Consider the following 26,108-nt stretch of genomic DNA (forward strand, 5'->3'; position numbering starts at 1 on the left):
AACATGGTGATGCGATGCCTCGGCGCAGAAGAGGGAAAACTCAAGTTTAGCCCCTGCATCAGTTCTGGTCGCACCCGGGACCCTGAGTCACGAGATCATGGCGCGCGAGCAGCCCGTCAGCGCGGCCGAGCTGCGCGCCTGGCTCGCCGAGCGCGGCATTCGGCTCGCCGGGTCGATCGGCTTCCAGAACAACTATGCCCTGGGCATGGTCGAGGCGCGGGCGGCGGAGTTGGGTATCGCCAGCGTCTCGGATCTCAAGGCCCATCCGGAACTCAAATTCCGCTTGGGAAGCGAGTTCATGGATCGCGCCGACGGTTGGCCCGGTCTGCGCGATCGCTATGGGCTGCCGCAAGCGGACGTGCGGGGCGTTGAGCACGAGCTTGCCTATCGGGCGCTGGGCGCCGCCGAGGCGGACGTCACCGAGGTCTACACCACGGATGCCGAGATTGCCTACTATGATCTGCGCGCCCTGGAGGACGATCTCGGCTACTTCCCGCGGTATGACGCCGTGCTCATCTACCGCGACGACTTGCAGGCGCGAGCGCCAGAGGCATTGAAGGCGCTGCAGCGCGCGCTGGGCTTGATTGATGTCGAGCGCATGGTCGCGCTCAATGCGGCCGTCAAGCTCGACGGCCGATCGGAGGCGGAAGTGGCACGTCAGTTTCTGCGCGAGACCTTCGCGCTCGATCTGAAATCGAGTGCCGAGGGTTTCCTGGCGCGCTTGGCGCGTTACAGCCTCGAGCATGCCGCCCTGGTTGGCGTCTCTCTGGCGGCGGCGATCTGCGTCGCGGTTCCGCTCGGCGTCTTGGCGGCCTATCGGCGCCGTCTTGGTCAGGCCGTGCTCGCCGTCGTCGGGATTCTGCAGACCATTCCAGCCCTGGCGCTTTTGGTGGTCATGATCCCATTCTTCGGCATTGGGGCGGGTCCCGCGCTGGTTGCGCTCTTTCTCTACAGCCTGCTCCCAATCGTGCGCAACACCCATGCCGGCATCACGGGTATCCCGACGGCCTTGCGCGAGTCCGCCGAGGCCTTAGGGCTGCCGCCGGCCGCGCGGCTGAGACGGATCGAACTCCCGCTGGCGCTGCCGATGATGCTTGCGGGGATCAAGACAGCGGCGGTGATCAATGTGGGGGCGGCGACACTTGGCGCCTTAGTGGGTGCCGGTGGCTATGGTCAGCCGATTCTGACCGGCATTCGATTGGACGATACCGCGCTCATCCTCGAGGGCGCCGTCCCCTCGGCGCTCTTTGCGCTCGGCGTGCAGTGGCTCTTCGAGTGGGCCGAGCGGACGCTCGTGCCGCGTGGGATCAGGGCGCGGACGAAGTAGTCGAGGACCTTCCAGTCCGAGGAGGTTATGCCTGCTCTGCGGACAAAGCGGCGTTCGTCACCCTGCTGCGCTGCCCTCGACCTTGGGGCCTGCGCGATAGGCGAGTCCCAAGAGGAGCAGCCCGAATAGAATCATGGGAAGCGACAACAGCTGGCCCATGGTCACCCAGTCGAAGGCGAGATAGCCGATGTGCGCGTCTGGGAGCCTGACCAGCTCGACCAGGAAGCGAAAGCTGCCATAGCCGATCAAGAAGACCCCAGAGACCGCCATGGTTGGCCTCGGCTTGCTGGAGAAGATCCAGAGGATGACGAAGAGGACGAGGCCTTCGAGTGCGGCCTCGTAGAGTTGGGAGGCGTGCACGGGAGGGCTGTAGATTGCGCTCGACGCCTGGTCCAAGCACTGGCGCGGGAACTGATCGCAGGGCAGGCGGATCCCCCAGGGAAGCTCCGTGCGATGTCCCCAAAGCTCGCCGTTGATGAAGTTCCCGAGGCGTCCCGCGAGCAGGCCGGGCGGGACTAGCGGGGCAAGAAAGTCCGTGACCTGGAAGAAGCGCATGCCGTGCTTGCGCGCGAAAAAGAGCATCGCCGCCAGGACGCCGATCAGGCCGCCGTGGAAGGACATGCCGCCTTCCCAGACGCGCAGAATATTCAGCGGGTTGGCGATGATCTGATCGAAGCCGTAGAAGAGCATGTAGCCCAGGCGTCCGCCAACCACAGTGCCGATGACACCGTAGAAGATGATGTCGTCGACCATGTCCGCGTTCCAGCCGCCCGTGCGGCCGGCGCGCCAGCGGCCCAGGCCCCAGGCTAGGGCGAAGCCGATGAGATACATCAGCCCGTACCAGTGGACCTTAATGGGGCCAACGGCGAGGGCGATTGGGTCGATGTCTGGATAGGTCAGCATGGGCGCGAATGGTATCACGGCGGTGTGACGGCTTTGAACGCATGCGCGGCGCCAGCGAAGTCGAGATCAGGCAGCTTCGCGTAGAAGGTGCCTTTGAACTGGCTGGCCCAGCGCACGCCGGGCGGCAAGGTGTCCGTCATGAGGCCGCCGGGTCGCGGCTGGACGCCGGTCTCTGGATCGCCCTGAAAGGCGGCGACCCCGGTGTAGCCGAAGAGACCAAAGTAGGCCTCTGCGCCATAGCTGCCGGATTGATTCAGCAGGGACTGCTTCATGGACAATCCTGGCAGCGGGAGATTCGGGCTTGCCTTGTGCGGCTCGTCGAAGGCTTCGAAGAGATGCAGCTGCACGCCTGTGCGCCTTGACCAGTCGAGGGCTTCGTGGACGAAGGCGGTTGCCAAGGTGTCGTTGAAGTCGCGCTGAAAGATTCGAATCCCTTCCGGGGCAATGCGCGCCCGCTCAAGGTCGACCGTCGCCGCGATCTGAGCGAAGGCTGTTCCGGGTTTCGGCTCGATATTGTCCTTCCTGTACCCGGCCAGATTGAAGGAGATCCCATTCGTCGGGTGGCCAATCTCGCCGATCATGAGGTCGATGTCGCCACCGCCGGGTAGGGCGCGGATCGATGCCTCCAAAGCGCGCCACTGTTTGCTGAGTTCGCCGTTCATCGGGTCGAAATAGACCTTCCAGTGACCGGATTGTCTGGCCGATTCGACCGCCTCCGGGCTGGGATAGCGGTTCTCCATCAGGAAGTCCGCCACGGACACCAGCTTGGCGACATCCTGGGTGAATTGTCTTATTGCCGGGTCGCCCGTGGTGGGGGCTATCGCGACGAATTGATTGCCCCGCACACCCACTTTGATCTTTACGCCAGCGAAGTCACCCTCAGGTTCCATCTGCGCCTTGGCGAAGCGCACCATCTCGGTGGTCTGTTGAGTCGGCGTCGGCTGACCTGTGACCTCTGCCGAGACGATCCGCGCGTACTCGTTCGAGACGATCAGGTGGGTCACGGTGTTCGGAAAGCGCGCGTTTGCCAGCTGTGCCTGCGCCAGGGCGGAGAGGATTCCGAAGCGCATCCGATCGTTCACAAGGCTTCCCGCGACGGCCAGATTGTCGACGCCGAGCTTGATGCTGAGCAGGCGTTCGCCGGCCTGAGCATTGATCTCTGCGGCCGCCAGCGCGATCTGGGCGTTGGCGTCGCCGACGAAGAAGCCTGGGTTGAGCAGGGCGCCGGGCGTGCCTTTCTGAGACGGCGAGAAGAGCCTTTGATCCACGGCGCCCAGCTCCAGATCCCGGCCTGGCTGTCCGCGCGTCTCGACCCGGATCAGCGCTGGGTCGGGCCGGACGTAGGCCGAGGTCGGCGGGAAGTAAAACAGGATCTGCTCGATGCTCTGGGTCTGCGTCGAGTCAGCATCTCCCGGGTTTATGAAGGCCACCTCCTTCGCGGTCCAGATGGGAAAGACTGCGTACTCCAGACCTTCGAGAGTTTGCCAATAGCCCGCTTGGAAGCCTGTTCCATAGGTCGTCAAGGTCAAGGGGGCGCCACCTGCCTGCGACACCAGATAGCTGAGCTGACGAAACACCGAGCCTTGATGGTCGACTGGCTGCGCGGCTCCCGGTTGGCGTCCCTCAAAGCTGCGAAAATAGGTCCGGCTCCAAGCCTTGGCGCCAGCGTTGCGGAGTGCGTTCGGGTTGAAGTTCAGCGCCCCTTGGGCGGTGACGTCCGTGAGTCGCCCCTCTGTGTCAAAGGTGAGTCTGAGCTTCTGGCTGGCGGCGACAAGCGAGCCTTCTGGGTGTTTGGGGTCGATGCCGCCGGAATAGGTGTTGAACGCAGGGATGTAATAGTTCCCCGGCGCATAGGGATTGTCTGGCCGCTGGCTCCACTGCCCGACATAGGGTTGGTAGGCGAGACCCATGATCGGGCCTTCGGATGCCAAGGTGTTGGCCAGCCAGAGCCCGGCCGCGGCGACGCCGAGGGCGCGTGCCACCTGTCGCACCCTTGCCGATCCTCTGCTCTGTCTGTTCAGCGCTCTGCTCCTGCCCGCTTGGCCTTGTTGGGGTTGCGCAGCAGGACGTAGACGGCGCCCGTGCCGCCATCGCGACGGTTTGCCGAGCAAAACGCCAGGACTTGATCATAGAGTCTGAGCCAGTAGTTGATCTTCTGTTTGAGCACTGGCTGTCTTCCGGAGGAGCGGTGGCCCTTGCCATGAATGATGCGGGCGCAGCGCACGCGGCGGTGAGCGCACTCCGCTAGGAACTCGGCGAGAACGGCGCGTGCGTGCTCGGCATAGAGTCCGTGTAGGTCGACTTCCAGGCCGACTTCGATGGCGCCGCGCTGAAGGTCCGCAAGCAGGCGACGCTGGACTCCTGGGCGGGAGAAGAGCAGATAGTCGTGCGTTTCCACCTCGGCCTCTGAGAGCTTCTCGACCGCGTCCTCGGGCGCCTCGATCCGCTTTGGGCGCGGGATCGGGCGTGGCTTGACGCGGTAGGGATCCAACTGCTCCGAGCGTATTGGTTGCACGTCCTGAACCTGCTCGTGAAACAATTCAAGATCAGTTTCTTGGATTTGTTTCTTCATTTGCGATCTAGGTCCAGGTAGCGCCGCCACGGTCGGCAGATTATAACAGCGAGTGAGGTGCTTTCGGTCGGGGTGCCGATGCCTCGACCTTGGAGTATCATCGAATGCGTTCGCCGCGCTTGCGGCCGATGCTTGTGGCTCCGGCATCCTTCGGACGCGGTGGCGCTGGGATAGAAAGCAGGGTGCCGCTGTCCTGGTACCTCGCCCCTGGGTCGCCTCATCTGGCGTGTTCACCGCCCCACCCTAAGGGACAATGAAGAACCGATGAAGATCCTTGTCAGCAACGACGACGGGTACCGGTCGCCAGGCTTGATCACCCTCGTCGATGCGCTCCAGCGGTTGGGAGAGGTTTTCGTGGTTGCGCCGGAGCGTGATCGCAGCGGCGCGAGCAATTCCTTGACGCTCGATGTCCCGCTGCGCGCCGCGCGGATGGAGAACGGCTTCATTCGTGTCGACGGGACGCCGACGGACTGCGTTCACCTGGCGCTGACGGGGCTCTCGGACGTGGACCCGGACATTGTGGTCGCCGGGATCAATCATGGCCCCAATCTCGGTGACGACGTGCTCTATTCGGGCACGGTGGCCGCAGCGACGGAAGGCCGGTTCCTTGGGCTGCCGTCGATTGCGGTATCCATCGCGGCGCATGCGCCGCGGCATTTGGAGACGGCGGCCGAGATTGCCGTGCGGCTCGTCGCCAACCTGCGCCAGAGCCCGCTGGAGTCCGGTATCATCCTCAACGTGAATGTCCCGGATGTGCCGCTTGATCAGCTCCGCGGCCTTGCTGCGACTCGGCTCGGGCATCGCCACAAGGCCGAGCCTGTCATCCGCTCGAGCGATCCGCGCGGGCGGGTCATCTACTGGGTGGGCCCGGCTGGGCCTGAGCAGGATGCGGGGCCTGGGACAGACTTTGACGCGATCCGCAACGGCTTTGTCTCGATCACCCCGTTGCAGGTCGATCTAACGCGACACTCCGCATTGGAGACACTTGGTTGCTGGCTAGAAGCATGCAGTTGATGCGGGACGATTTCGACCCTGGAATCGGGATGACCTCGAAACGGACGCGCGAGCGTTTGGTCGCGCGTCTTCGCCAAGCAGGCATCGGCTCCCCGGACGTGCTCGCCGTGATCGGCGCGCTGCCGCGTCACCTGTTCGTCGACGAGGCCCTGGCGAGCCGGGCCTACGAAGACTCCGCGCTGCCGATCGGCTACGGGCAGACGATCTCTCAGCCCTATACGGTCGCGCGCATGACGGAGGCGCTGCTCGAGTCCGCGACGCCCGACACGGTGCTCGAGATTGGCTCCGGGTCCGGTTTCCAGACAGCAGTGTTGGCGTCCCTGGTGCGTCGTGTCTACAGCGTCGAGCGCTTGCAGGAGCTGCTTGCCTGCGCTCAGGAGCGGCTTCGCTTACTCAAGAAGCGCAATGTGCGCTTCATGCACGGTGACGGGGCATTGGGATGGCGTGAGTACGCACCCTATCAGGGCATCATGGTTACGGCCGCGCCCCGGGGCGTGCCCAGGGCGCTGGCCGAGCAGTTGGCTCCGGGCGGTGTCATGGTCCTCCCCATGGGCGAGGGGACGAAGCAGATGCTCGTGCGGGTGACGCGGACGCGCGGCGGATTCAAGCAGGAAGTTCTTGAGGCCGTCAGCTTCGTACCTCTACTGAGTGGCGTTTCATGAGTCGCCTTGGCCCGCGAGGACGGCGGGGCTTGTCTGCCTGTTGAAAGGAAAGACTCCAGGCCTGCGGTTTCACAATGACCTTGTTTCGAGACCCAAGGATCCCAACCCTAGTCTTAGGTAAGGGAGCTATATCAACGGTTGCGCTGATCGCTCTTGTCTCTGTGCTGATCATCTCCGGCTGCGCTTCACCTCGACCTGCACCCATTTACGGCTGGAACTGGGCTGGACCCGCTCCGGAGGGCTTCTATCTGGTTAAAAATGGTGACAGCTTGAGCGTGGTTTCGGAGCGCCTCGGTGTCAGTATGCGAAATCTCGTCAAGTGGAACCGCCTGAGGCAGCCGTACACGATCTATTCCGATACCTTGCTGCGGGTTGCGCCGCCGGATGGCAATCCACCGAAGCGCCTGGCGGCAGCGCCCTCTCGGTCGCAGCCGCAGACGAAGAGCGCGCCAAGGACGGAGCGCCCGCCCGCAAAGCGCGTTTCGCAGCCGAAGCAGCGGAAGCAGCCGACGCAAGCGAGCGCCCCCACCGCTGCGTCAGAGGCGCCAGGGAGTCGTCGCGAGCCCTCGTCCGTGGCTTGGCAGTGGCCCTTGGACGGCGAACTCGTACAGCGATTCCGGGCGGGGGATCCCACGCGGCAGGGAATCCGCATGAAGGGTCGGCCGGGTGAGCAGGTCCGTGCGGCGGCCGATGGCGTTGTGGTCTACAGCGGAAGTGGACTCAAGGGATACGGCAATCTCATCATCGTAAAACATAACGATAAGTATCTGAGCGCTTACGGATTTAACCGCAGATTGCTTGCGGCTGAGGGTGATTCCATCCGGGGCGGTCAAGCGATCGCTGAGATCGGACAGGGCGCGGACGGCGACTATCTCCTGCACTTCGAGGTGCGAAGGGGCGGTGCCGCTGTCGATCCAATCCTCTATCTGCCGGCCCGACGATAAGCTCCGAAACAGTGAACGGAGGACCAGGTGGATGCCACCCGCCAAAGAACGCGAGATCAATGACAGCCCGGCTGACGGCGACAGCGAATCGCTCGCGGGCGGCGACGACTCCGACGCCATCGATGCGCAAGCGTCGGAGGAGGTCGTCGAAGATGCGACAGAAGAGACGCTGCCATCCGCTGGCGACGCGGTCGAACGCTTCAGCTCCGGCGAAACCGATTTCGACGCAACGCGCCTCTATCTCAACGAAATTGGCGAATCCAAGCTGCTGACGGCGGAGGAAGAGGTTCAGCTCGCCCGGCGCGCCCAAGCTGGGGACAATGCCGCGCGGCAGCGCATGATTGTCAGCAATCTTCGGTTGGTCGTGAAGATCGCCCGCCGCTACCTCAACCGTGGTCTGCCGCTGTTGGATCTGATCGAAGAGGGTAACCTCGGTCTGATTCGTGCCGTCGAGAAGTTCGATCCCGAGCGCGGCTTTCGCTTCTCGACCTATGCGACTTGGTGGATCCGCCAGACCATCGAGCGCGCTATCATGAATCAAACGCGGACCGTGCGTCTGCCCATCCACGTCGTCAAAGAGATCAACGTCTATTTGAAGGCGTCCCGCAAGCTCGCCCAGCGCCTGGATCATGAGCCGACCAGCGAAGACATCGCCAATCTGCTCGAGAAGCCCATTGACGAGGTGAAGCGGATGCTCGGCCTGAACGAGCGTATCACCTCCGTGGATACGCCCTACAGCAAGGAAGCCGACAAGCCCATGGTCGACATGCTTCAGGATGAAGCGGCCGCTGACCCCGCTGACCGGATTCAAGACACCGATATCCGCACCAATCTCGATCATTGGCTCGGCAAGCTCAATGACAAGCAACGTGAGGTCGTCGAGCGCCGGTTCGGCCTTCATGGTTACGAGAACTCGACCCTCGAGAGCGTCGCGCAGGAGTTGGGTGTTACGCGTGAGCGTGTACGGCAGATCCAAATGGACGCATTGCGGCGGTTGCGCGATATCCTGGAAAAGGAAGGGTTTTCGATCGATTCCTTTTTTAAATAGGCCGATCAGTTTTGTGCGATCTGTCTTGTGCGATCTGTCTCGTGCGATCTGTCTTGTGCGATCTGTCTTGTGCGATCTGGCTGTTCGTCGACCGGCAGCCTCCCTCTCCATTGGTTCCTAAGTCGCTGATTGTGGCATGTGCCATAGTCAACTGTGTCATTTGCCCTAGTTTGTGTTGACTTTCTGCGCGCAATCCATTGATATGTCGTGTGCGGCGCCCAGGGATCGTGGCACTTCGTGCCTCAGGCTGGAATGCCTCATAACCTCTTGTGTTGTTTCCCGATTTGTATGGGAGGGTCTATGCAAGCCAGTCTGGAGCAGAAGTACAATTTAGAAATTGTACGCTGGTTCACGATCATGGCCGCGATCTACCTCGTGGTAGGGGCGGCTGTTGGGGTCTATATCGCTTCAGAATTGGCTTGGCCATTTCTGAATTTTGATACCCCTTACATTTCATTCGGTCGTTTGCGTCCGGTGCACACCAACGCTGTCATCTTCGCTTTTGGCGGCTGTACGCTTATGGCCACGGCCTTTTACACGGTGCAGCGTACCTGTGGTGTGAGGCTCTGGAGTGACAAGATGGCGCGTTTCACCTTCTGGGGGTGGAACGCCGTCATCGTGCTCGCCGTCCTGACGCTGCCATTCGGCATCACGCAGTCGAAGGAGTACGCTGAACTGGAGTGGCCCATCGACATCCTCATTGCAGTCGTTTGGCTCTCCTTTACCATCAATTTTCTCATGACGATCGCGACGCGCAAGACGTCGCATATCTACGTGTCGAACTGGTTCTTTCTCGGCATGATGGTCATGATCGTTTACCTGCATGTGGTCAATAGCTTGGCCATACCTGTCGGGCTCTTTAAATCTTATTCCATTTTCTCCGGTGTTCAGGACGCCATGATTCAATGGTGGTGGGGCCATAACGCCGTGGGCTTCTACCTGACCGCGGGCTTCTTGGGCATCATGTATTACTTCGTGCCCAAGCAGGCGGGCCGCCCCATTTATTCCTATCGCCTCTCCGTCATTCACTTTTGGGCCCTGATGTTCGGCTATGTCTGGCTGGGGGCGCATCATCTTCAGTACACAGCACTGCCTGATTGGACCGGCTCCCTGGGTGCCGCGGTGTCCATCGCCATGATCATTCCCTCTTGGGGTGGGGCGGTGAACGGCATGATGACCCTCTCGGGGGCTTGGGATCGTCTGCGTACGGACTACGTGCTGCGCTTCCTCATCATCGCGCTGGCCTTCTATGCCATGTCGACCTTCGAGGGTCCGGTCATGGCGCTCAAGACCGTGAATGCGCTGTCGCACTACACCGATTGGACCATTGGGCACGTCCATTCTGGCGCGCTTGGCTGGGTCGCCGGGATCTCCATTGGTGCCATCTACCACCTGATGACGCGGCTCTATCACACTGAGATGTTCTCTGAGCGCCTGATCAACTTCCATTTCTGGACCGCGACCATTGGTACCGTCATCTATATTGTCGCCATGTGGGTCTCCGGAATTATGCAGGGCCTGATGTGGCGTGCCTACGATGAGTACGGCACCCTGGCCTATACCTTCGTAGAGTCGGTCGACGCCATGCATCCCTACTACGCCATGCGTGCCGTGGGCGGCATGATTTTCCTGCTGGGCGCTGTGGTGATGCTGTTCAACGTACTGATGACGGTGCGCAAGTCGGTCGTGTCCGGAAGCCTGGACAAGGCCCGCGCTGTCCCGGCCGCGGCCTGAGGGGGAAAAGCGATGTCTGATAAGCGACCTAAGGTGAAGGCCAAGGGCTTTCAGGAATGGATGGAGATCAACATCTGGGGATTGTTGATCGTCCTCGGCTTGGTGCTCTCCGTTGGCGGATTGGTCGAGATCGTTCCGCTCTTCTTCATGAAGAATACGATGGAGCACAACAAGTTCCCCGAGATCGTCTGGGAGAAGGCGGGGCAGGATCCCATCGTTGCGGTTGGGGAGAACGGCAAGGAACAATGGAACTGGCAGCCGGGCGATGGCGTGCGGCCACTGACCGCAGTCGAGCTTGCCGGACGCGACATCTATCAGCGTGAGGGCTGTTATCTCTGCCACTCTCAGATGATCCGTCCCTTCCGCGATGAGAAGGAACGTTATGGCCACTACTCCTTGTCATCGGAGTCCATGTTCGACCATCCCTTCCAATGGGGATCGAAGCGCACGGGTCCGGACCTAGCCCGCGTCGGCGGCAAGTATTCGGACGAGTGGCAGCGTCAGCACCTGCACAATCCGCGCTCTGTCGTACCCGAGTCCGTTATGCCGAGCTATCCGTGGCTCGAAGAGTCCTATATCAACGGGAAGAAGCTGAGGCGTCACATGGGAGGCCTGCGATTGGTCGGTGTCCCCTACTCGGATGCCGACATCGCAGCCGCGCCGGCCTTGGCGGAAGGCAAGACCGAGATGGATGCCTTGGTTGCCTACCTCCAGGTGCTGGGCACCATGGTCAAGCTCGATGAGTCCAAGGCCTATCGTGAATAGCTTGGTCGAGTATTTCGAGACCGACTGGCAGGCGATGACGATCAACGATTGGGTTGGAACCATTCTCACGATCGTCATCTTCCTGCTCATGGTCGTGGCGTATTTCCAGGTCTTCCGTCCCAAGAACCGGGAGCGGCTCGAAGCCAAGAAGCACATCCCGTTCGACGAGGACAACGAGTAACTACGGAGACTCCCATGGCGGAACACAATCCATTCCCCGGTGAGAACAACACCGGTCATGTCTGGGACGACAACCTACGTGAGCTGAAGAATCCTCCTCCACGCTGGTGGATGTTGGGATTCTGGGCCTCCCTCTTGTGGGTGGTCGGCTATTCATTGCTCTATCCGACCTGGCCGGTCGGCCAGGAGCCGACTCAGGGTCTCCTCGGCTGGAGCCAAATGAAGGAATATGAGGCGGGTATGGCGCAGGTCGAGGCCAAGCGTGCCAAGTTCGAGGATCAGATCAAGGGCATGTCGGCCGACGAGATCCTCGCCGATCCCGGATTGAAGCAATATACCTTGGCCTCCGCGAAGGTGCTCTTCGGTGATAACTGCTCTGCCTGCCATGGCAGCGGTGGTCAGGGTAATCCCGGCTATCCGGTGCTGGCCGATGACGATTGGCTCTATGGCGGCAAGACGGCGAAGATTACAGAGTCCATCACCATCGGTCGTCAAGGCGCCATGACGCCCCATAAGGACATTCTGACCGCTGCCGAGATCGACACCCTGGCCAAGTGGGTCGTGCAGATGGCCGAAACCAATGGCGCGGGTGGCAGTGAGGAAGGCTGGAATCTATTCAAGACGAAGGGCTGTACGGCCTGTCACGGGCAGAGCGGAAATGGGATCCTGGTGGAGCTGCCCAACGGTGACATCGTCACGGTCGGCGCGGCGAATCTGACCGATGGCATCTGGCGCTTCAAGCCGGGCGGCTACGAGAGCGCGAAACACACCATCACCTATGGTGTCAATCAGGCGACGGTGCCCGAGTCCCGCAATGCGGTCATGCCGGCATTCGGGGCGACAGGCCAGCTCAGCGATCAAGAGATCAAGAAACTGGTTGTTTATGTCCACCAGCTTGGTGGAGGTCAGTAGGTCTACGCGAGAGGGTCGCTTGACGCCTCGGCCCGCAAGTGGCTCTCGTCGCGAGTGGGTCAAGGCTGACTCCAAAGACTGATGTCGGAGGCGGCCGTCCTGCCCTTGACCTTCACCGCAATAGCCTTGGGAGCGAGCCTCTATGGGGGGATTCTTTCTGACCTGGGATGTGGTGACGTTAACCTCGATCGCGATGGTAGTGATCGCGATCGGTATCGTCGTCTTCCTCGGATTCAAAGTCGTGGAGCTGATGAAGCGGGACGCGGAGGCCAACAAGGGCGGGGCTTCCGAGTAACCCTGCCGGGCCTTGAGGTGTCCATGGAGTTGCCGCGGAACAGCAGCGCAGCCGCTCGATTTGGTGGGAGCGGCGCCCCGCCGCGACGAGTTTGCAGCCAGGCGCGGCCTCTGTTCCATGCTCCCCTCAGAGACCGTGAGCGTATTTCCGCGTTGGTCGGGTTAGCGTAGCCTAACCCGACGATAGGTGTCGGGTTAGGGTGCGCGCCAAGCAATTGAACATCAAGCAACCACCCCTGCCGCGCACACCTAATCCGACCTGGGCCTTGGTCATCAGTTGGGCCGGTGGACGAGCGAGCGCGAAGTCCACCGAATCCCGCGTCGGCGTTGGTGGACTGCGCTGCGCTTGTTCACCCTAGGGAAGACGACTGGCCGAAACGATGATCGACGCCCCCGACCTGCTACCTGTGCTCGAAATGGCATCCATAGCGCGCCTCCGACGCCTACTTTCACTGCCTCTCAGCCTAGGAGCAAGCGCAATGGGGCAAAGCGCTCGCTTGTCGTGAAGCCTGATGAGACGGCTGGCTCAGGCTCCGAGTCTTGCTGGATGGCTGCGAATCAGGGTTCTGTCGGCCGTCAGTTGATTGCGGGCCGCGCAACCCGTCAAAGCATAAGAAGAACGAGGGAGGAGGTGATTTGCGCGCATCGGCGCGAGTGGATGCGCTTGGATCCTGATTGACCTTGCAGTGGAGATGGTCAAGTTGACAACGAACGAAGCAGCAAAGACGCCGTCGGTCGTGGACGACCTCTACGAGGAGGCCGACGATTGGCAGGTCAACACGGGCGGTGAGACCATCCACGCCAAGCGGATTCCAGGTCGCTGGCGGACCTTCAAATGGCTCATGTCCTCGGTCTGGCTCGTCTTCTTCTTGGGGCCCTATCTGCGTTGGGACGGCCATCAGGCGGTCCTCTTCGACATCCCGAATCGCCAATACCATATCTTCTCCACGACCATCCTGCCGCAGGACTTCTGGATGCTGTCGCTGCTGCTGCTCTTCTTTGCCATCCTCTTGGCCGTGCTGACGGCCCTTGCTGGGCGTGTCTGGTGCGGTTACTTCTGTTTTCAAACAGTCTGGACCGACGTCTTCACCCTGATCGAGGAGAAGCTCGAGGGACCGCCCGCCGCGCGACGCAAGCTCGACCAATCGCCGATGAGCGCCCGCAAGCTGCGGATCAAAGCGATCAAGCACCTCATCTGGATACTGATCGGCTTCTTCACCGGATTTAGCTTCGTCGCCTGGTTCACGGATGCACCACAGCTCTGGCTCAGTTTCGTGACGGGCACGGCCAATGGTGCGGCCTATACCACGGTGGCGCTCTTCACGGCCGGCACCTATGTCCTCGCCGGCTTCCTAAGGGAGCAAACCTGCTTCTGGCTTTGTCCTTACGCGCGCATCCAAGGCGTCATGCTGGACAAGACCACGGTCGTACCGACCTACGACGAGAAGCGTGGTGAGCCGCGCGGGCGGGTCAAGCGCGGTGGCGAAGAGGCTGGTCGCGCTAGCGGCGATTGTGTCGACTGCAATCAGTGTGTTGCGGTCTGTCCAACCGGCGTGGACATCCGTCGCGGGCAGCAGGAGGGCTGTATCACCTGCGCGCTCTGCCTCGACGCCTGCGACCAGGTCATGGACAAGGTCGGCCGGCCGCGCGGCCTGATCCGCTACGCCTCATTGGACGAGATGGAAGGGCACCCGACGAGGCCCATGCTGCTGCGTCCGCGGGTTTGGGTCTATTCGACCATTCTGATCCTGGCGTTGGCGGGTATCCTCTATGGTCTCACCTCGCTCGCGCCCGTTGAACTCAAAGTGCTCCATGAGCGCGCGCCGCTCTTCGTGCTGCAGAGCGATGGCTCGATCCAGAACAGATACACCCTCAAGATCCTCAACAAGACTCCCGACCTGGTGTCCTTCAGCATCAGCGCCTCGGGTCACCATGACTTGGTCTTAACGGGCGCCGATGAGGCCGTCGCGGCCGAGCCTGGCGGGGTCACGGGCACAACGGTGTTCGTGAGGATCCCCGAGCGGGCGCTTGAGTCCGAGCAGCAGCCCATTACCTTTCATATCGAGGGGACGCGCGCTTCTGGCGCACCGCTGAAGGCCGAGCGTGAGAGTGTCTTCATCGGTCCTCGACCCTGAGTACTGCGAAATGGTGGATCTATGCCCATGACTCTTATCGAAAGAATCCCACACAACTCGGCCTTCCGCAGCCCCTGGGTGCTTGGCTGGATCGGCTTGGTCGTGACCGTCCTCGGCGTCAATATCACCATGGTGTATCTGGCTTTCACCACCAGTCCAGGGCTGGTCAACGTGGACTATTACGAGCGCGGTCAGCACTACGAGCAGACACTCTTGTCGCGCAAGGCGCGGGCGCCGCAATGGATCATTGAGGCGGATATCCCCGCCGCTCTCATGGTCGACAAGCCTGAGTGGATCCGGGTCTTCCTGGTGGATCAGGCCGGTCAGCCGGTCGACCCGGACGCTGTAACCCTCTACGCCTATCGGCCATCGGATGCCGGGCGCGACTTTTCCGTCGCCATGACGCGGGAGGATCGCGGCCGCTATGTCGCCAAAGCCAGCTTCCCCCTCGTCGGCGTCTGGGACACCTTGATCGCGGTGAATTCCGGCGAGGACGAGTACAGCATCGGCGAGCGGGTGAGTGTCAGCCGCTACTGAGCCGGCTGGGAGGTCCGGGTCGCTACAGGGTGGAGCGCCAGGCTCGAACCCCGCGCGCGCGACTGCCGCCAAGGCGACGCAGGAATGCTGTTTCCATTGCGGTCTGCCCGTTAGCCCTGATGCCCGCGAGACCGCCACCATTGAGGGCGCGGAGCGGGGCTTCTGCTGCACCGGCTGCAAGGCCGTCTGCGAGGCCATCTTCGCCGCCGGGCTCGAGGGCTTCTACCGACGCACGCCCGAGGGGGAGGTCTTGGGGCCTCCGCCCGAGCCGCCTAAGGACCTCGCGCTCTTCGATCTTGACGTCGTCCAGGAGGAGTTCACCGACGTTGCCTGCGCGGGACGTGAGATCAATCTGTTGGTCGAGGGCATCCACTGCGCCGCCTGCGTCTGGCTGATCGAAAAGGGTCTGGAATCCTTGCCTGGCGTGGAGGAGGCGCGGGTCAATCTGACCGGTAGACGTCTGCGGGTGCGCTGGGACAATGGCCGTCTCAAGCTGTCTCGGATCCTCCGGCGCCTTGCCGATATTGGCTACGCGGCCACACCCTTTGATCCGCATTCCGCGGAGCTTGCGATCGGGCTCGAGAACCGTGCCCTCTTGTTCCGCATGGCCTGGGCCGGCTTCGCGATGATGAACCTGCTCTGGGTCTCCATCGCGCTCTACAGCGGTGCGGATCAGGGCGAGCACCGCGACTTCTTCCACTGGATCGGCTTTGTGCTGGCCACGCCGACGCTCTTGTATTCGGGTGCCCCTTTTTACAGGGGCGCTTGGTCCGGCCTGAGATCCGGCTATCTCAGCATGGACTTGCCGATCGCCATCGGGGTGACGACGACCTACGGCTATTCGCTCTACGTTACCGTGGGCGGCTCCGAGGTCGGTGCGGTCTACTGGGACACGGTGGTCAACTTCCTCTTCGTCATCCTCGTCGGTCGCTACCTGGAGGCGATCTCGCGCCGCCGTGCCGTCGCCTCGACCCAACGACTGCTGGATCTCCAGCCCAAGGTCGCGACCCGTGTTCAAGGGGGGCGAGGGGAGGTCGTGCCCATCCGCTCGCTTCAGGTCGGGGAGCGCGTGCTGGTGCGCCCGGGCGAGCGCATTCCCGTCGACGGCGATGTCGCCGAGGGTGAGAGCGGTGTCGACGAGTCCATGCTGACCGGCGAGTCGCGCAAGGTCGCCAAGGTGGTTGGCGATCGCGTCGCTGCCGGGACCATCAATGGTGCTGGTGTCCTCCAGGTGCGAATCTCTGGCGTGCTGCGCGAGACCGCGCTGGGTCGCATCATCGCCCTGGTGGAGGCGGCGCAGTCCAGTCGAGCTCCCATCCAGCGCCTGGCCGATCGCGTCGTGCCCTGGTTTGTCGCCGCGACCCTGGGGCTTGCGGCGCTGACCTTCTTCATCTGGCTGCGGACGGATGTCGAGGTTGCCCTCATGGCGGCCACCTCAGTGCTCATCATCACCTGTCCTTGCGCCTTTGGGTTGGCGACGCCCATGGCGGTGGCCGTCGCCTCCGGTCTGGGCGCCTCCCGCGGCATCCTGGTCAAGAATGGCGCTGTCCTCGAGCGTCTTTCAGCGATTCGGCATCTCGTCTTCGATAAGACCGGGACCCTGACCGAGGGCCGGCCGCAAGTGATGGCGCTACGTGATTCACACGGCGAGTGGCAAGCGAGTCCAGTCGACGCGATCGATGGTGGCACCACGCTCGATCTCACCGACGTGCAGCGGGCTCAGCTGCGGCGCCTGGGCGCGCTCGAGCGCCTTTCCGAGCATCCGGTGGCACGCGCCATCCTCGATCTCTGCGAGCGATCGCAGTTGAGCACTGCGGGTCTGAGCGTGACGGCGACGCAGGTGGCCCCAGGACTCGGCATATGCGGTCGCGTCGAGGGTCAGGCAGTGGTCATCGGCACGGCGGACTGGCTTGAGCGCAACGGCGTGGCCGAGCGACTGCCGGTGGATGCCGCCGCGCAATCCATGGCGGAGGCGGGCGGACTGGTGCATTGCGCCATCGATGGCCGCGAGGTCATGCAACTGCGCGTCGCCGACCGCTTGCGACCAGGGGCAGCGCACCTTGTCGCGCTGATGCGGGCTGGCGGGATCCGGGTCACCATGCTGACTGGAGACCGTCGCGAGGTTGCCGAGCAGATCGCCGCTCAGCTCGGCGATATCGAGGTGATCGCCGAGGTGCTGCCGGACGAGAAAGACGCTGTCATCGACCGCTTGCAGCGTGATGGTACCCCAGTCGCCATGGTGGGTGACGGCGTCAACGACGCGCCCGCGCTCACCCGCGCCGACGTCGGGATCGCCATGGGCAGCGGGACGGATGTGTCCATCGCCAGTGCAGACATCGTCCTCATCTCCAGCGAGCTGGGGCGTGTCATCGAGGCCGCCGAACTCTCGCGCCGAACGCTGCGGGCGATCCGCCAGAACATCGGCATCTCGATTCTCTACAATCTCATCATGGTTCCTCTGGCGATGGGCGGGGTGATCACCCCCTTGATCGCCGCCGTCTCGATGCCCCTGAGTTCACTGGCCGTGATCGGCAACTCCGCGCGCATCCGCACCTTCGTCAAGGCACTTTGAGCCAGTTCACAATCCCGGATACTCTGATGTCGAAGATGTTGCTCGACTGGTGGAGAATATTGGTATGGATGTCATCTATGGCCTAATCCCAGGTATGTTGGTCTTGGGGCTGGTAGCGGTGGCCGTGCTATTCTGGGCGGCTCGCAGCGGACAGTTCGACGACCTTGACGGGGATGGTCGGCGTATCCTGCTCGACGAAGACGAGATCGACCCCAGGCGCCTGCCGGATGCTGACGCGGACGACGATCGCAACGAGCGAACCCACTAAGGGGCGCGCCGATGCCACGGCTGTCAGATCTCGGGCTGGCCGCGAACCGGATTAGCGCATGCTGAGCGGGATGGAAGGCGGCATGATCGGCGGTTGCCTTCGCGTTGCAACCAGACAATTGATAACCAAGGAGTTCGAGCATGCTACTCGACGACGAACGGCGCGATTTCAAACGGATGATCGCTGAGACCCAGATCGAGGTGACGCGGCTGTCGAGCGGTGAAGTGGTCACTGCCAAGCTTTACAACCTGAGCGCGTCCGGGTGCGCCTTCATCTCGGATCTGACCATCGAGCTGGACGAGGAGCTGGACATCCTGATTCGAAGCCCCAGCGAGCGCCTGGAGCCGCTGCATCGCTCGGGCCGTGTCGCGCGCGTCACCCAAGTGGAAGAGGGGCGACTGATCGGGGTCCATTTCACCGGCGGCGCTTGAGCGCTCGGGCCTTGGCCGTGATGCGCGTGACGGCCGTGAGCGCCAAGCAGGGGTAGCCGCTAGGAAGTCTGTCATCAGGCGTTGCGCCATGCAGAGGTTCTACTTCAGTCTCAGCATCTCGGCCTCGGAATACCTCAAATACTACCGAGGCACGGCGGGTCGCGTGATCGTGCGCGCCTCGGATGGCCGCAGCCTCTCCATCCCGGCCGTGAATCTGCGCCCCTTCGTCACCCAAGAGGGCATTCGCGGCCACTTCTGCCTCACCGTCGATCAAGACCACAAGCTCGTCTCGATCGAGCGTCATCCTGCAGCCCAGCCACGTTCAGCATGAGCCAAGAGCCATCGGGCGCTCACTTCCCTTCCTGAAGTCGCTCTGCCGTCGTAAGCGTGTTTGGGCGGCGCCCCTTAGGCCGCGGTTGGCTCAGGCTTGCCGAGCAGCCGGGCGGATGCCCGCAGGGTGATCCGTCGGCGATGCTAAGAAAGCGCTCATCAATTGTTTCCCGATGCGAGCGATGCCGCCCGAAATCCCCCCTAGCCCCCCTTTGCGAAAGGGGGGAAGTTGTTGATGGACGCTTTCTAAGGTGATGTCCGGGAAACAACAGACCCGCAGTTCCAATCCCGTAGGATGGGCAAAGCCCTGGCGATGCGCTTCTTTCGGAGTGCCGAGGGTCGCGGGGCGTGCCCATCATCCCAGGTCAGCGCTTTGCAGGATGGGCACGTCCGCCTAGCGCCGAGGTGACGCTCAAGCCCCGAGTGCGGACTTTGCCCATCCTACCGCCTTAGGCTTGCCGAGCAGCCGGGCGGACGCCCGCAGGGCGATTCGCCAGCGATGCCTAAAGGCTGCGCCGCTTCTGCCGTTAATTGGGTTACGCACAGCCCTTCTTGGAGCAGATCCTAATGGCGATCCAAAGCTACGCCTCCTTCGTCTCAAACAGCTACACGCTCAAGTCTTTCAGCCAGACCATGAGTCAGGGGCCCAAGATCGGGAATCAGCCGGCAGACGCCCTGTCCAGTCTCCAGAACAAGGCATTTGAATCACTGGCGCGCGAGATTCCCGGGATGGAGTCGAAAGATTTGAAGGCCCTGGATGCGGCGGAATACACGCCCGAGAAGGTGGCCGCACGCATCGGTAAGTTCGTCGCGGCCGGGCTGGAGAGCGCCAAGGCACGGGGGCGTTCGGAAGAGGAGGTCCAGGCACTCTACGACAGCGCCATGAAGGGCGTGAAACAGGGGTTCGAGGAGGCCAAGGACATCCTCAAGAACCTCGATATGCTCAATGGCAACGTCAAGGACCAAGTGGAGGCCACGGAGAAGGCAACCTTCGACACCCTGGCCGAGCTGGCGCCGAATCGGAAGGCGCAGAGTGCCGGCGGGACCAAGGCCATGGCGGCGGCGGTGCGTTACGAGCGCGCGGACGACTTCGAGCTGACGCTGCAGACGCGCGACGGTGACACTGTGCGGGTCAGCTTCAGTCAGGATTTGAACGCCCAAGGCAGCTTTGCCTACGCGCAGGACGATCAAGGCAATCGCGCCGCCGTGATGGACCTGAGCCGCAGTGAGCAGAGCGGCTACAGCTTCAGCGTTGAAGGCGATCTCAGCGTCGAAGAGATCGACGCCATCCAGGCGCTGGTTCAGGACGTTGGCGAAGTTGCCAATGACTTCTTCGCCGGCGATGTCCAGAAGGCCTTCGAGCAGGTATCGGACGTTTCCTTCGACAGCTCGCAGCTGAGTTCAATGAATCTGCACATGAGTCGGAGCGAGCAATATAGCGCCGCACAGGCCTATCAGGAGACGCAGCAGATCGACAATCCGGAGCACACGCGGCATGGCCGTCGGCTGGGTCACTTGATGCGCGACTTCAGCGACAGCTTCCAGAAACCTGGGCTCGACTTCCTCAGTCAGGTGGACAAGATCGCCAGTCGCATCATGGAGGGGCTGGTCGAGCAGGATACGCGGTTTAAGGATGTTGACGCGGATCAGCAGGGTGCCTATAAGGACAACTTGGAGCGGATGCTGAGTTCCTTCGAAAGTGTGGACTGAGTCTAGACTTTGCGGCGACGTCAGACGTCTAATGGAGATTAGGCACAAGGCGTGGCTGACCCTTCAGTCGGTCACGCGTTGAGCCTCAGCGCCAAGAACGTCCGCCTAGAAGGAGGGCGCGGCGGCTGAGGAAATTCGGTGATGCATGGATTACAGCGATGGATAGCTCAGGGAGCCCTATGAAGATGACTTGAGGGATGATCCGAGACGCCGGTTTCTGGAGGCCACAGACAGCATCGTGGCCATCTGGATTGCAGTAGCAAACCGGGATTGGAATAACAGGGGCCGCTTTGGCGGCGCCAAAATTCTCGGAACCGAGCGAGAACCCTTGCGAGTCCTCATCCTCTCAGAGGCGGATCTGAGCACTCGCGAGTCGGTACGCTCTTATGCAAGGCTTCGCTTGTTGAGGTGTCTTACAGGCGGGGTGAGGAGGTAGGCTTGGCCAATTCGCTCTCCCGGTTGTTCTCGCGCGCGTCGCAATGGCCCTTTAAGACCGCGCTCCTGGGAGTCGCCGCAGGCAGCATGTTGATTAGCATGCGTCCGTCTTCGATGACCACCTGGCTTCTCGGCTTACTCCTACTCTGTGTCGCCATTGTCGTCGAACTCCTGCATCGCAAGGCGCTGACGCTGAGCGCCGAAGCTGCGCGTGATGAGATCCAGCAGACTCGCGACGAGGGCAAACGCCAGCTTGAGGCTTGGGAGCATGCGCTCGAGCGTCTGGCGATCGAACTCTTTCCCATCTTCGTCCGCCATATCCAACATTCTCGTGATCTGACCGAAGAGAGCGTCGTCCACCTCTCTCAAACCTTCAGCGGCCTGGTTGGGGATCTGGAGCAGGTCATCCAGGCCGCCCGCTCGGGCGATGCCGAGGAACAGGAGATCCTTGCGCAGTTCCAAGAAAGCCAGACGACCCTAACGGGGTTGATCACTGCCTTCGAGCAGATCCTGCACCGCGAGGCCGATGTCGCCGAGCATGTGGTGCAGCTTGCCGGATTCGGCGGCGAGATGCAGCGCATGGCCCAAGACGTGCGCTCGGTTGCCGAGCAGATCAATCTCCTCGCCCTCAACGCCGCCATCGAGGCCGCCCGCGCCGGCGAACAGGGTCGCGGATTCGCCGTGGTCGCGGAGGAAGTCCGCAAGTTGGCTGGATCCTCGGCCGCAACGGGATCGCGGATCAGCGCCAAGGTTGACGAACTGGCCCGTTCGCTCGAACAGACGCGCCAGATGGTGCAGTCCTCCCTCCAAGATGCCGACAGCCTGGTCAAGAGTTCCGAGGATAAGGTCGAGACCGTGCTCAACGCCTTGCGCGGGACCACCGACTCATTGAGTCAGGACGCACAGAGCCTGCGGCAGCTGGGCGAGACCATCCGCGAGCAAATCGCGAGTTCACTGGTGGATCTCCAATTCCAAGACCGCACCAGTCAAGTCCTCGTCCACGTCTGTGGCGGTCTCGACCGCTTGAGCGAGCGTTTGCGCGCCACCTCATTGCATGATTCCCAGCAACAGGCACGCGACATCCTGGAGATCGACTCGCTCCTCGCGGATATGCTCGCCTCCTACAGCACCATTGAGGAGCAGAACCTCCATCACGGTCAGGCTGGGACGTCCGATCAATCAGCGGAATCAGAGCTGACTTTTTTCTAGTTTTTCTAATCAATGGGACTTCTAATCGACGGAGCTTGGTATGGCGAAGACCATTATGGTGATTGACGACTCTGCGTCCCTGCGCAGTGTCGTCGGAATCGCACTCAAAGGGGCGGGTTACGACGTTATCGAGGCGTGCGATGGCCGCGATGCGCTTAACAAGCTGACGGGGCAGAAGGTCCACCTCATCGTCAGCGACGTGAACATGCCGAACATGGACGGCATCACCTTCGTCAAGGAGGCGAAGAAACTGCCTAACTACAAGTTCACGCCCATCATGATGCTGACGACGGAGAGTCAGCCGGAGAAGAAGGCGGCGGCCCGCGAGGCGGGCGCTAAGGCCTGGCTGGTCAAGCCCTTCCAGCCCCCGATGCTGTTGGACGCCGTCTCCAAGCTAGTGCTTCCCTGATAACGAGCCAGAGGCTAGAGCCATGACCACGGGCGCTGCTCAATCCAGCTCGGACGACCGCATTGTCCTCGAGGGTGAGTTGACCATCTATACCGCTGCTGAGACCTTCGCTCGACTGCGCGGAGCCTTGCAGGATCGGGACCTTTGCGATCTGGACCTCTCCGCCATCTCCGAAATGGACAGCGCCGGGCTGCAGCTCCTGCTCTGGCTCAAACAGACCTGTGAGGCGCAGGGGACGCGCTTTCGGTTGGTTGCGCACAGTGAAGCGGTTGCCGCGGTGCTGGAACTGCTGCAGCTTGCGCCGCGCTTGGGCATTGTGTCCGATCCCTTGACGGAGGAGCAGCCGGCATGAGTCTGGACAGCGCGCGTCAGGCCTTTCTCAGTGAGGTCGCGGAACTCCTCCAGTCCATGGAGGACGCCCTGCTGACCTTGGAGGACCAGCCCGGAGACCCCGAGTCCCTGAACGAGGTCTTCCGTGCCATGCACACCATCAAGGGAACGGGTGGTGTTTTTGGCTACGACCCCGTGGTCGACTTCACCCATAGGGTCGAGACCCTTATGGATGATGTGCGCTCCGGCAAGACTTCGCTGACCAAGCCGCTGATCGCGACGCTGTTCGCCTGCCGCGACCACACCGCCCGACTGGTCGACGCCATTGCGGACGCCCCCGAAGGTGAAAGTGGATTGGACGCCGAACTCGCGCAGGCTGGGGCCGAGCTGCTCGAGCGACTGGGACAGGCCGAGCCAAGTTCCAGGTCGGCCGAGGTACTGAACACTGTGGCCGATGCCGAGGCGCCCAAGCACCTCCCCGCCACCACGGATGTCTGGACCATTACACTGCGCTTCCACCGGGATGCCTTCCGCAACGGCATGGACCCGCTTTCCTTCCTGCGCTATCTCGGCTCGCTTGGTGAGATGGTGCATGTGGAGACGCTCTTCGACGTCTGCGATGAGCACGAGGATCCCTTCGATCCCGAAGGCTGCTATCTCTGCTTCGGCATCGCCTTTCGCAGCGATGCCAGCAAGGAGACCATTGCCGGGGTCTTCGATTTCGCCGACGAGGACTGCGACATCCGCATCCTTGAGCCGGACTCGGCGCATGCAAAGTACCTCGAGCTGCTCAGCTCGGTTCCGGACGAGCGGGTCGGCTGCATCGGCGAACTCCTGGTCGGCGTGGGTGCCCTGACCCAGCATGAACTCGACCGGGCGCTTGCCTTGCAGGCGCAAGAGTCCTCAAGCGCCGAGCCGGCGTCCGATGTCGCCAGCCCCAAGCGCCGCCTAGGCGAGATCCTTGTCGAGCAGGGCTCAGTCAAGCCTGGTATGGTCGAGCAGGCCGCCAAGACCCAGGAGGGCGCACGCGCGCGCCGTCAAGAAGAGACGCGCTTGATCCGCGTCGACGCCCTGCGGCTCGGCCACCTCATCGACCTGGTCGGCGAGCTGGTGACCAGCAGTGCGGCCATCCGCGTCATGGCCGACCGCGCCCAGATGGAGGACATGACCGAGGTGGTCGACAGCGTCGACTACCTGGTCTCCGAGATCCGCGACAACGCCTTGCAACTGCGCATGGTGCCCATCGGCGACAGCCTCTCGCGTTTCCGCCGTGTGGTGCGCGACGCCAGCCAGGCGTTGGGCAAGGAGATCGATCTGGTCATCACCGGCGGCGAGACCGAGTTGGACAAGACGGTCGTCGAGAAGATGACCGACCCGCTGACCCATCTGATCCGCAACGCCGTCGATCACGGGATCGAGACACCCGAGGTGCGCGCTGGGACGGGCAAGTCCCTCAACGGAACCATTCATATCAATGCCTTTCACGACTCCGGGCACATCGTGATCGAGATTGCGGACGATGGCGCCGGGCTGGACGCAGCGCGCATCCGCGCCAAGGCCGAGGAGCGCGGTCTGGTGTCGGCCGAGGACAGCCTCACGCAGGAAGAGACGCTGCGGCTCATTTTCGCGCCCGGACTCTCGACCAAGGCGGAGGCGACCAATCTGTCCGGACGCGGCGTCGGCATGGACGTAGTCAAACGCAACATCGAGGCCCTGCGCGGCTCGGTCGAGCTGGAGAGTGAGTTGGGCAATGGCACCAAGATCACCATCGTCCTGCCGCTCACGCTCGCCATCATCGATGGCTTCCTCGTTAGTGCAGGGACCGATCAATACGTGATCCCGCTGTCTCAGGTCGTCGAGTGCGTCGAGATCGACGCCGCCCAGACCATGAAGCAGCACGATCAGCACTACATCAATCTGCGCGGCGAGGTGTTGCCTTTCATCCGACTCACCGAGCTGTTCGAGAGTCAGCCGCAGGGCAGCGACAGCAGGCGCCGTGAGAGCCTAGTCGTCGTGCGTTTCGGTCATCACAAGATGGGTCTGGTGGTGGATAGACTCCTGGGCGAGCTGCAAACCGTCATCAAGCCTTTGGGCAAGGTTTTCGAGCGTCTGCGTGGCGTGGCGGGTGCGACCATCCTGGGGACGGGTGACATCGCCCTGATCCTGGATGCGTCCGAGCTGGCCGCCATCGCCAATACCACCGGTGATCACGGCAGAAAGCGTCAGTCGAGAAGTTGAAGTCGCATTGGGCTCAAGGGCTCAAGGGCTCAAGGGCTCAAGGGCTCAAGGCTAGTCAAAGGTTTGATGAGGAGAGTGTCATGTTTCGGTCAATGACGATGGCCAAAAAGCTGGTTCTAGGATTCGGTATCGTGCTGGTGCTGCTCGTTGTCGTTGCAGGGGTAGCCTTCTTCACCATCAACGGGGCCTCGACGGGCTTCGGGGACTACCGCAACATGGCCATTCGCGCTAACGCCATGGGCGAGGTGCAGGCCAACATGCTCATGGCGCGGATTCAGGTCAAGGACTACCTGACGACGCATAGCGAGAAGGACAAAAAGGAGTTCAGCGACTATTTGACTGCCGGTGAGAAGTTGCTGAGCGAGACCGCTGCGCTCATCAAGAGCCCAGAGCGGCAGGCCAAGATCAAATCCGCCGACGCGGCGATCGAAACCTATGCGGCGACCTTCGAGAAAGTCGTCGCACACACCGATGAGATCGACAGGCTGGACCGTGAGGTCTTGGCGATCGCGGGTAAGACGCTGGAGCAGCAACTGACGCAGATCTTGGAGACGGCGAATCGCGACGCTGACTCCGAAGCCGTGCTCAAGGCGAGCCGCAGTCTGCGCAATCTGCTGCTGGCACGCGTCTATGTCATGAAGTTCATCGACACGAACGCCCAGGATGCTGCGGACCGCGTGGACTCCGAGTGGCAGTCGCTCGAGACGAATCTCGCCGAGCTGGATGCCGCGCTTCAGGACGTCCAGCGTCGCCGCTGGCTCGAGGAGACGCTGCGGCTCAAGGTCGAGTACAAGAACGCCTTCGATCGCCTGGTCCAGGCGACCAAGGAGCGCAACACCCTGGTGACCGATACGCTCGATGCCATTGGCCCCAAGTTTGCCGCGGACATCGAGGACGTCAAGCTCTCCTACAAGGCCGAACAAGACGAGCTGGGTCCGCAGCTGCAGGCCTCCAATGCGCGCGCGGTGGTCATCATCAGTGCGCTCTCTGCCATCGCCCTCGCGGTTGGCATCTTCATCGCATGGTGGATCATCCGTGTGGTGATGGCGCAGCTCGGCAAGGATCCGGCGGAGATTGCCGAGATCACGCGTCAGATCGCCAAGGGCGATCTCGCCATCAGCTTCGACCAGACCAAGATGCTTGGGGTCT

The 26,108-nt window shown here is 62.2% G+C and carries 25 protein-coding genes; 22 read left to right on the forward strand and 3 right to left on the reverse strand.

All coding sequences use genetic code 11. From position 1 onward, the window contains the following. The first annotated feature begins 97 nt into the window (after window positions 1-97). Window positions 98-1,327: a glycine betaine ABC transporter substrate-binding protein gene (locus tag G3480_RS17365; protein ID WP_164655155.1), complete on the forward strand. Its 1,230-nt coding sequence runs from the start codon at window positions 98-100 to the stop codon at window positions 1,325-1,327. 57 nt (window positions 1,328-1,384) lie between these two features. Here the strand turns inward: G3480_RS17365 and lgt are convergent, their stop codons facing one another. The 3 genes from lgt to G3480_RS17380 are packed head-to-tail and all read right to left on the reverse strand — an operon-like array spanning window position 1,385 to window position 4,802. Continuing rightward, complete coding sequence (gene lgt / locus G3480_RS17370) at window positions 1,385-2,230, reverse strand: prolipoprotein diacylglyceryl transferase (RefSeq protein ID WP_164655156.1); 846 nt, start codon at window positions 2,228-2,230, stop codon at window positions 1,385-1,387. A 14-nt stretch (window positions 2,231-2,244) separates the two neighbouring features. After that, a complete protein-coding gene (locus G3480_RS17375; RefSeq protein ID WP_164655157.1) occupies window positions 2,245-4,221 on the reverse strand; it encodes a hypothetical protein in 1,977 nt (658 codons plus the stop codon). A 26-nt stretch (window positions 4,222-4,247) separates the two neighbouring features. After that, window positions 4,248-4,802 (reverse strand): Smr/MutS family protein, encoded by a 555-nt coding sequence (locus G3480_RS17380; protein WP_164655158.1) that lies wholly within the window; start codon window positions 4,800-4,802, stop codon window positions 4,248-4,250. 264 nt (window positions 4,803-5,066) lie between these two features. Here G3480_RS17380 and surE point away from each other — a divergent pair, with 264 nt between their 5' ends. The 21 genes from surE to G3480_RS17480 form a co-directional block, all read left to right on the forward strand. Then, window positions 5,067-5,816 carry a 5'/3'-nucleotidase SurE gene (surE, locus tag G3480_RS17385; RefSeq protein ID WP_164655159.1) on the forward strand — a complete coding sequence of 250 codons (750 nt, stop codon included), beginning with the start codon at window positions 5,067-5,069 and terminating at the stop codon, window positions 5,814-5,816. Continuing rightward, window positions 5,807-6,478, forward strand: a complete 672-nt coding sequence (locus tag G3480_RS17390) for a protein-L-isoaspartate(D-aspartate) O-methyltransferase (RefSeq protein WP_164655176.1) — start codon at window positions 5,807-5,809, stop codon at window positions 6,476-6,478. The genes surE and G3480_RS17390 overlap by 10 nt, the downstream gene beginning before the upstream one ends. A 572-nt stretch (window positions 6,479-7,050) precedes the next feature. Next, entirely contained in the window at window positions 7,051-7,422 is a 372-nt protein-coding gene (locus tag G3480_RS29255; RefSeq protein WP_338114161.1) for a murein hydrolase activator EnvC family protein, read from the forward strand. A gap of 31 nt (window positions 7,423-7,453) precedes the next feature. Further along, complete coding sequence (rpoS, locus tag G3480_RS17400) at window positions 7,454-8,470, forward strand: RNA polymerase sigma factor RpoS (RefSeq protein ID WP_164655161.1); 1,017 nt, start codon at window positions 7,454-7,456, stop codon at window positions 8,468-8,470. Window positions 8,471-8,770: 300 nt separating this feature from the next. Further along, on the forward strand, window positions 8,771-10,204 hold the full coding sequence (gene ccoN / locus G3480_RS17405) for a cytochrome-c oxidase, cbb3-type subunit I (RefSeq protein WP_164655162.1): 1,434 nt from the start codon (window positions 8,771-8,773) through the stop codon (window positions 10,202-10,204). A gap of 12 nt (window positions 10,205-10,216) precedes the next feature. Then, window positions 10,217-10,969, forward strand: a complete 753-nt coding sequence (gene ccoO / locus G3480_RS17410; protein WP_164655163.1) for a cytochrome-c oxidase, cbb3-type subunit II — start codon at window positions 10,217-10,219, stop codon at window positions 10,967-10,969. Next, window positions 10,962-11,150, forward strand: a complete 189-nt coding sequence (locus G3480_RS29260) for a cbb3-type cytochrome c oxidase subunit 3 (protein WP_164655164.1) — start codon at window positions 10,962-10,964, stop codon at window positions 11,148-11,150. Before ccoO ends, G3480_RS29260 begins: the two co-directional genes overlap by 8 nt. 14 nt (window positions 11,151-11,164) lie before the next feature. Then, window positions 11,165-12,061 (forward strand): cytochrome-c oxidase, cbb3-type subunit III, encoded by an 897-nt coding sequence (gene ccoP / locus G3480_RS17420; RefSeq protein ID WP_164655165.1) that lies wholly within the window; start codon window positions 11,165-11,167, stop codon window positions 12,059-12,061. Window positions 12,062-12,203: 142 nt separating this feature from the next. Then, a complete protein-coding gene (locus G3480_RS27680; protein ID WP_167752476.1) occupies window positions 12,204-12,356 on the forward strand; it encodes a hypothetical protein in 153 nt (50 codons plus the stop codon). A 691-nt stretch (window positions 12,357-13,047) separates the two neighbouring features. Beyond that, entirely contained in the window at window positions 13,048-14,490 is a 1,443-nt protein-coding gene (gene ccoG / locus G3480_RS17425; protein WP_164655166.1) for a cytochrome c oxidase accessory protein CcoG, read from the forward strand. 27 nt (window positions 14,491-14,517) lie between these two features. After that, window positions 14,518-15,027: a FixH family protein gene (locus tag G3480_RS17430; RefSeq protein ID WP_164655167.1), complete on the forward strand. Its 510-nt coding sequence runs from the start codon at window positions 14,518-14,520 to the stop codon at window positions 15,025-15,027. Window positions 15,028-15,130: 103 nt separating this feature from the next. Continuing rightward, window positions 15,131-17,599 carry a heavy metal translocating P-type ATPase gene (locus G3480_RS17435; protein ID WP_206171771.1) on the forward strand — a complete coding sequence of 823 codons (2,469 nt, stop codon included), beginning with the start codon at window positions 15,131-15,133 and terminating at the stop codon, window positions 17,597-17,599. 64 nt (window positions 17,600-17,663) lie between these two features. Then, on the forward strand, window positions 17,664-17,867 hold the full coding sequence (gene ccoS / locus G3480_RS17440) for a cbb3-type cytochrome oxidase assembly protein CcoS (protein ID WP_164655169.1): 204 nt from the start codon (window positions 17,664-17,666) through the stop codon (window positions 17,865-17,867). A gap of 140 nt (window positions 17,868-18,007) precedes the next feature. Beyond that, complete coding sequence (locus tag G3480_RS17445) at window positions 18,008-18,298, forward strand: PilZ domain-containing protein (RefSeq protein WP_164655170.1); 291 nt, start codon at window positions 18,008-18,010, stop codon at window positions 18,296-18,298. Window positions 18,299-18,386: 88 nt separating this feature from the next. Next, on the forward strand, window positions 18,387-18,629 hold the full coding sequence (locus tag G3480_RS17450; protein WP_164655171.1) for a DUF2835 domain-containing protein: 243 nt from the start codon (window positions 18,387-18,389) through the stop codon (window positions 18,627-18,629). A gap of 566 nt (window positions 18,630-19,195) precedes the next feature. Further along, entirely contained in the window at window positions 19,196-20,338 is a 1,143-nt protein-coding gene (locus G3480_RS17455) for a DUF5610 domain-containing protein (RefSeq protein WP_164655172.1), read from the forward strand. A gap of 549 nt (window positions 20,339-20,887) precedes the next feature. Beyond that, a complete protein-coding gene (locus G3480_RS17460; RefSeq protein WP_240905885.1) occupies window positions 20,888-21,982 on the forward strand; it encodes a methyl-accepting chemotaxis protein in 1,095 nt (364 codons plus the stop codon). Between the two features lie 40 nt (window positions 21,983-22,022). Continuing rightward, window positions 22,023-22,391, forward strand: coding sequence for a response regulator (locus G3480_RS17465; RefSeq protein WP_164655173.1), 369 nt, complete (start codon window positions 22,023-22,025; stop codon window positions 22,389-22,391). Between the two features lie 22 nt (window positions 22,392-22,413). Beyond that, entirely contained in the window at window positions 22,414-22,743 is a 330-nt protein-coding gene (locus G3480_RS17470) for an STAS domain-containing protein (protein ID WP_164655174.1), read from the forward strand. Further along, window positions 22,740-24,959, forward strand: coding sequence for a chemotaxis protein CheA (locus G3480_RS17475; protein WP_164655175.1), 2,220 nt, complete (start codon window positions 22,740-22,742; stop codon window positions 24,957-24,959). Before G3480_RS17470 ends, G3480_RS17475 begins: the two co-directional genes overlap by 4 nt. 80 nt (window positions 24,960-25,039) lie before the next feature. After that, a partial coding sequence (locus G3480_RS17480; protein WP_206171767.1) for an MCP four helix bundle domain-containing protein occupies window positions 25,040-26,108 on the forward strand: 1,069 nt, incomplete at its 3' end.

It is taken from the genome of Thiorhodococcus mannitoliphagus (assembly GCF_010915725.1).
GTDB lineage: Bacteria > Pseudomonadota > Gammaproteobacteria > Chromatiales > Chromatiaceae > Thiorhodococcus > Thiorhodococcus mannitoliphagus.

Excerpts from the sequence above, each read along its gene's own strand:
- G3480_RS17455 (WP_164655172.1), top strand. The coding sequence starts at position 19,196 with ATGGCGATCCAAAGCTACGCCTCCTTCGTCTCAAACAGCTACACGCTC.
- surE (WP_164655159.1), top strand. The coding sequence starts at position 5,067 with ATGAAGATCCTTGTCAGCAACGACGACGGGTACCGGTCGCCAGGCTTG.
- G3480_RS27680 (WP_167752476.1), top strand. The coding sequence starts at position 12,204 with ATGGGGGGATTCTTTCTGACCTGGGATGTGGTGACGTTAACCTCGATC.
- lgt (WP_164655156.1), bottom strand. The coding sequence starts at position 2,230 with ATGCTGACCTATCCAGACATCGACCCAATCGCCCTCGCCGTTGGCCCC.
- ccoP (WP_164655165.1), top strand. The coding sequence starts at position 11,165 with ATGGCGGAACACAATCCATTCCCCGGTGAGAACAACACCGGTCATGTC.
- ccoS (WP_164655169.1), top strand. The coding sequence starts at position 17,664 with ATGGATGTCATCTATGGCCTAATCCCAGGTATGTTGGTCTTGGGGCTG.
- G3480_RS17450 (WP_164655171.1), top strand. The coding sequence starts at position 18,387 with ATGCAGAGGTTCTACTTCAGTCTCAGCATCTCGGCCTCGGAATACCTC.
- rpoS (WP_164655161.1), top strand. The coding sequence starts at position 7,454 with ATGCCACCCGCCAAAGAACGCGAGATCAATGACAGCCCGGCTGACGGC.
- ccoN (WP_164655162.1), top strand. The coding sequence starts at position 8,771 with ATGCAAGCCAGTCTGGAGCAGAAGTACAATTTAGAAATTGTACGCTGG.
- G3480_RS17430 (WP_164655167.1), top strand. The coding sequence starts at position 14,518 with ATGACTCTTATCGAAAGAATCCCACACAACTCGGCCTTCCGCAGCCCC.
- G3480_RS17475 (WP_164655175.1), top strand. The coding sequence starts at position 22,740 with ATGAGTCTGGACAGCGCGCGTCAGGCCTTTCTCAGTGAGGTCGCGGAA.
- ccoG (WP_164655166.1), top strand. The coding sequence starts at position 13,048 with ATGGTCAAGTTGACAACGAACGAAGCAGCAAAGACGCCGTCGGTCGTG.
- G3480_RS17460 (WP_240905885.1), top strand. The coding sequence starts at position 20,888 with ATGACCACCTGGCTTCTCGGCTTACTCCTACTCTGTGTCGCCATTGTC.
- G3480_RS17465 (WP_164655173.1), top strand. The coding sequence starts at position 22,023 with ATGGCGAAGACCATTATGGTGATTGACGACTCTGCGTCCCTGCGCAGT.
- G3480_RS17390 (WP_164655176.1), top strand. The coding sequence starts at position 5,807 with ATGCAGTTGATGCGGGACGATTTCGACCCTGGAATCGGGATGACCTCG.
- ccoO (WP_164655163.1), top strand. The coding sequence starts at position 10,217 with ATGTCTGATAAGCGACCTAAGGTGAAGGCCAAGGGCTTTCAGGAATGG.
- G3480_RS17380 (WP_164655158.1), bottom strand. The coding sequence starts at position 4,802 with ATGAAGAAACAAATCCAAGAAACTGATCTTGAATTGTTTCACGAGCAG.
- G3480_RS17470 (WP_164655174.1), top strand. The coding sequence starts at position 22,414 with ATGACCACGGGCGCTGCTCAATCCAGCTCGGACGACCGCATTGTCCTC.
- G3480_RS17365 (WP_164655155.1), top strand. The coding sequence starts at position 98 with ATGGCGCGCGAGCAGCCCGTCAGCGCGGCCGAGCTGCGCGCCTGGCTC.
- G3480_RS17445 (WP_164655170.1), top strand. The coding sequence starts at position 18,008 with ATGCTACTCGACGACGAACGGCGCGATTTCAAACGGATGATCGCTGAG.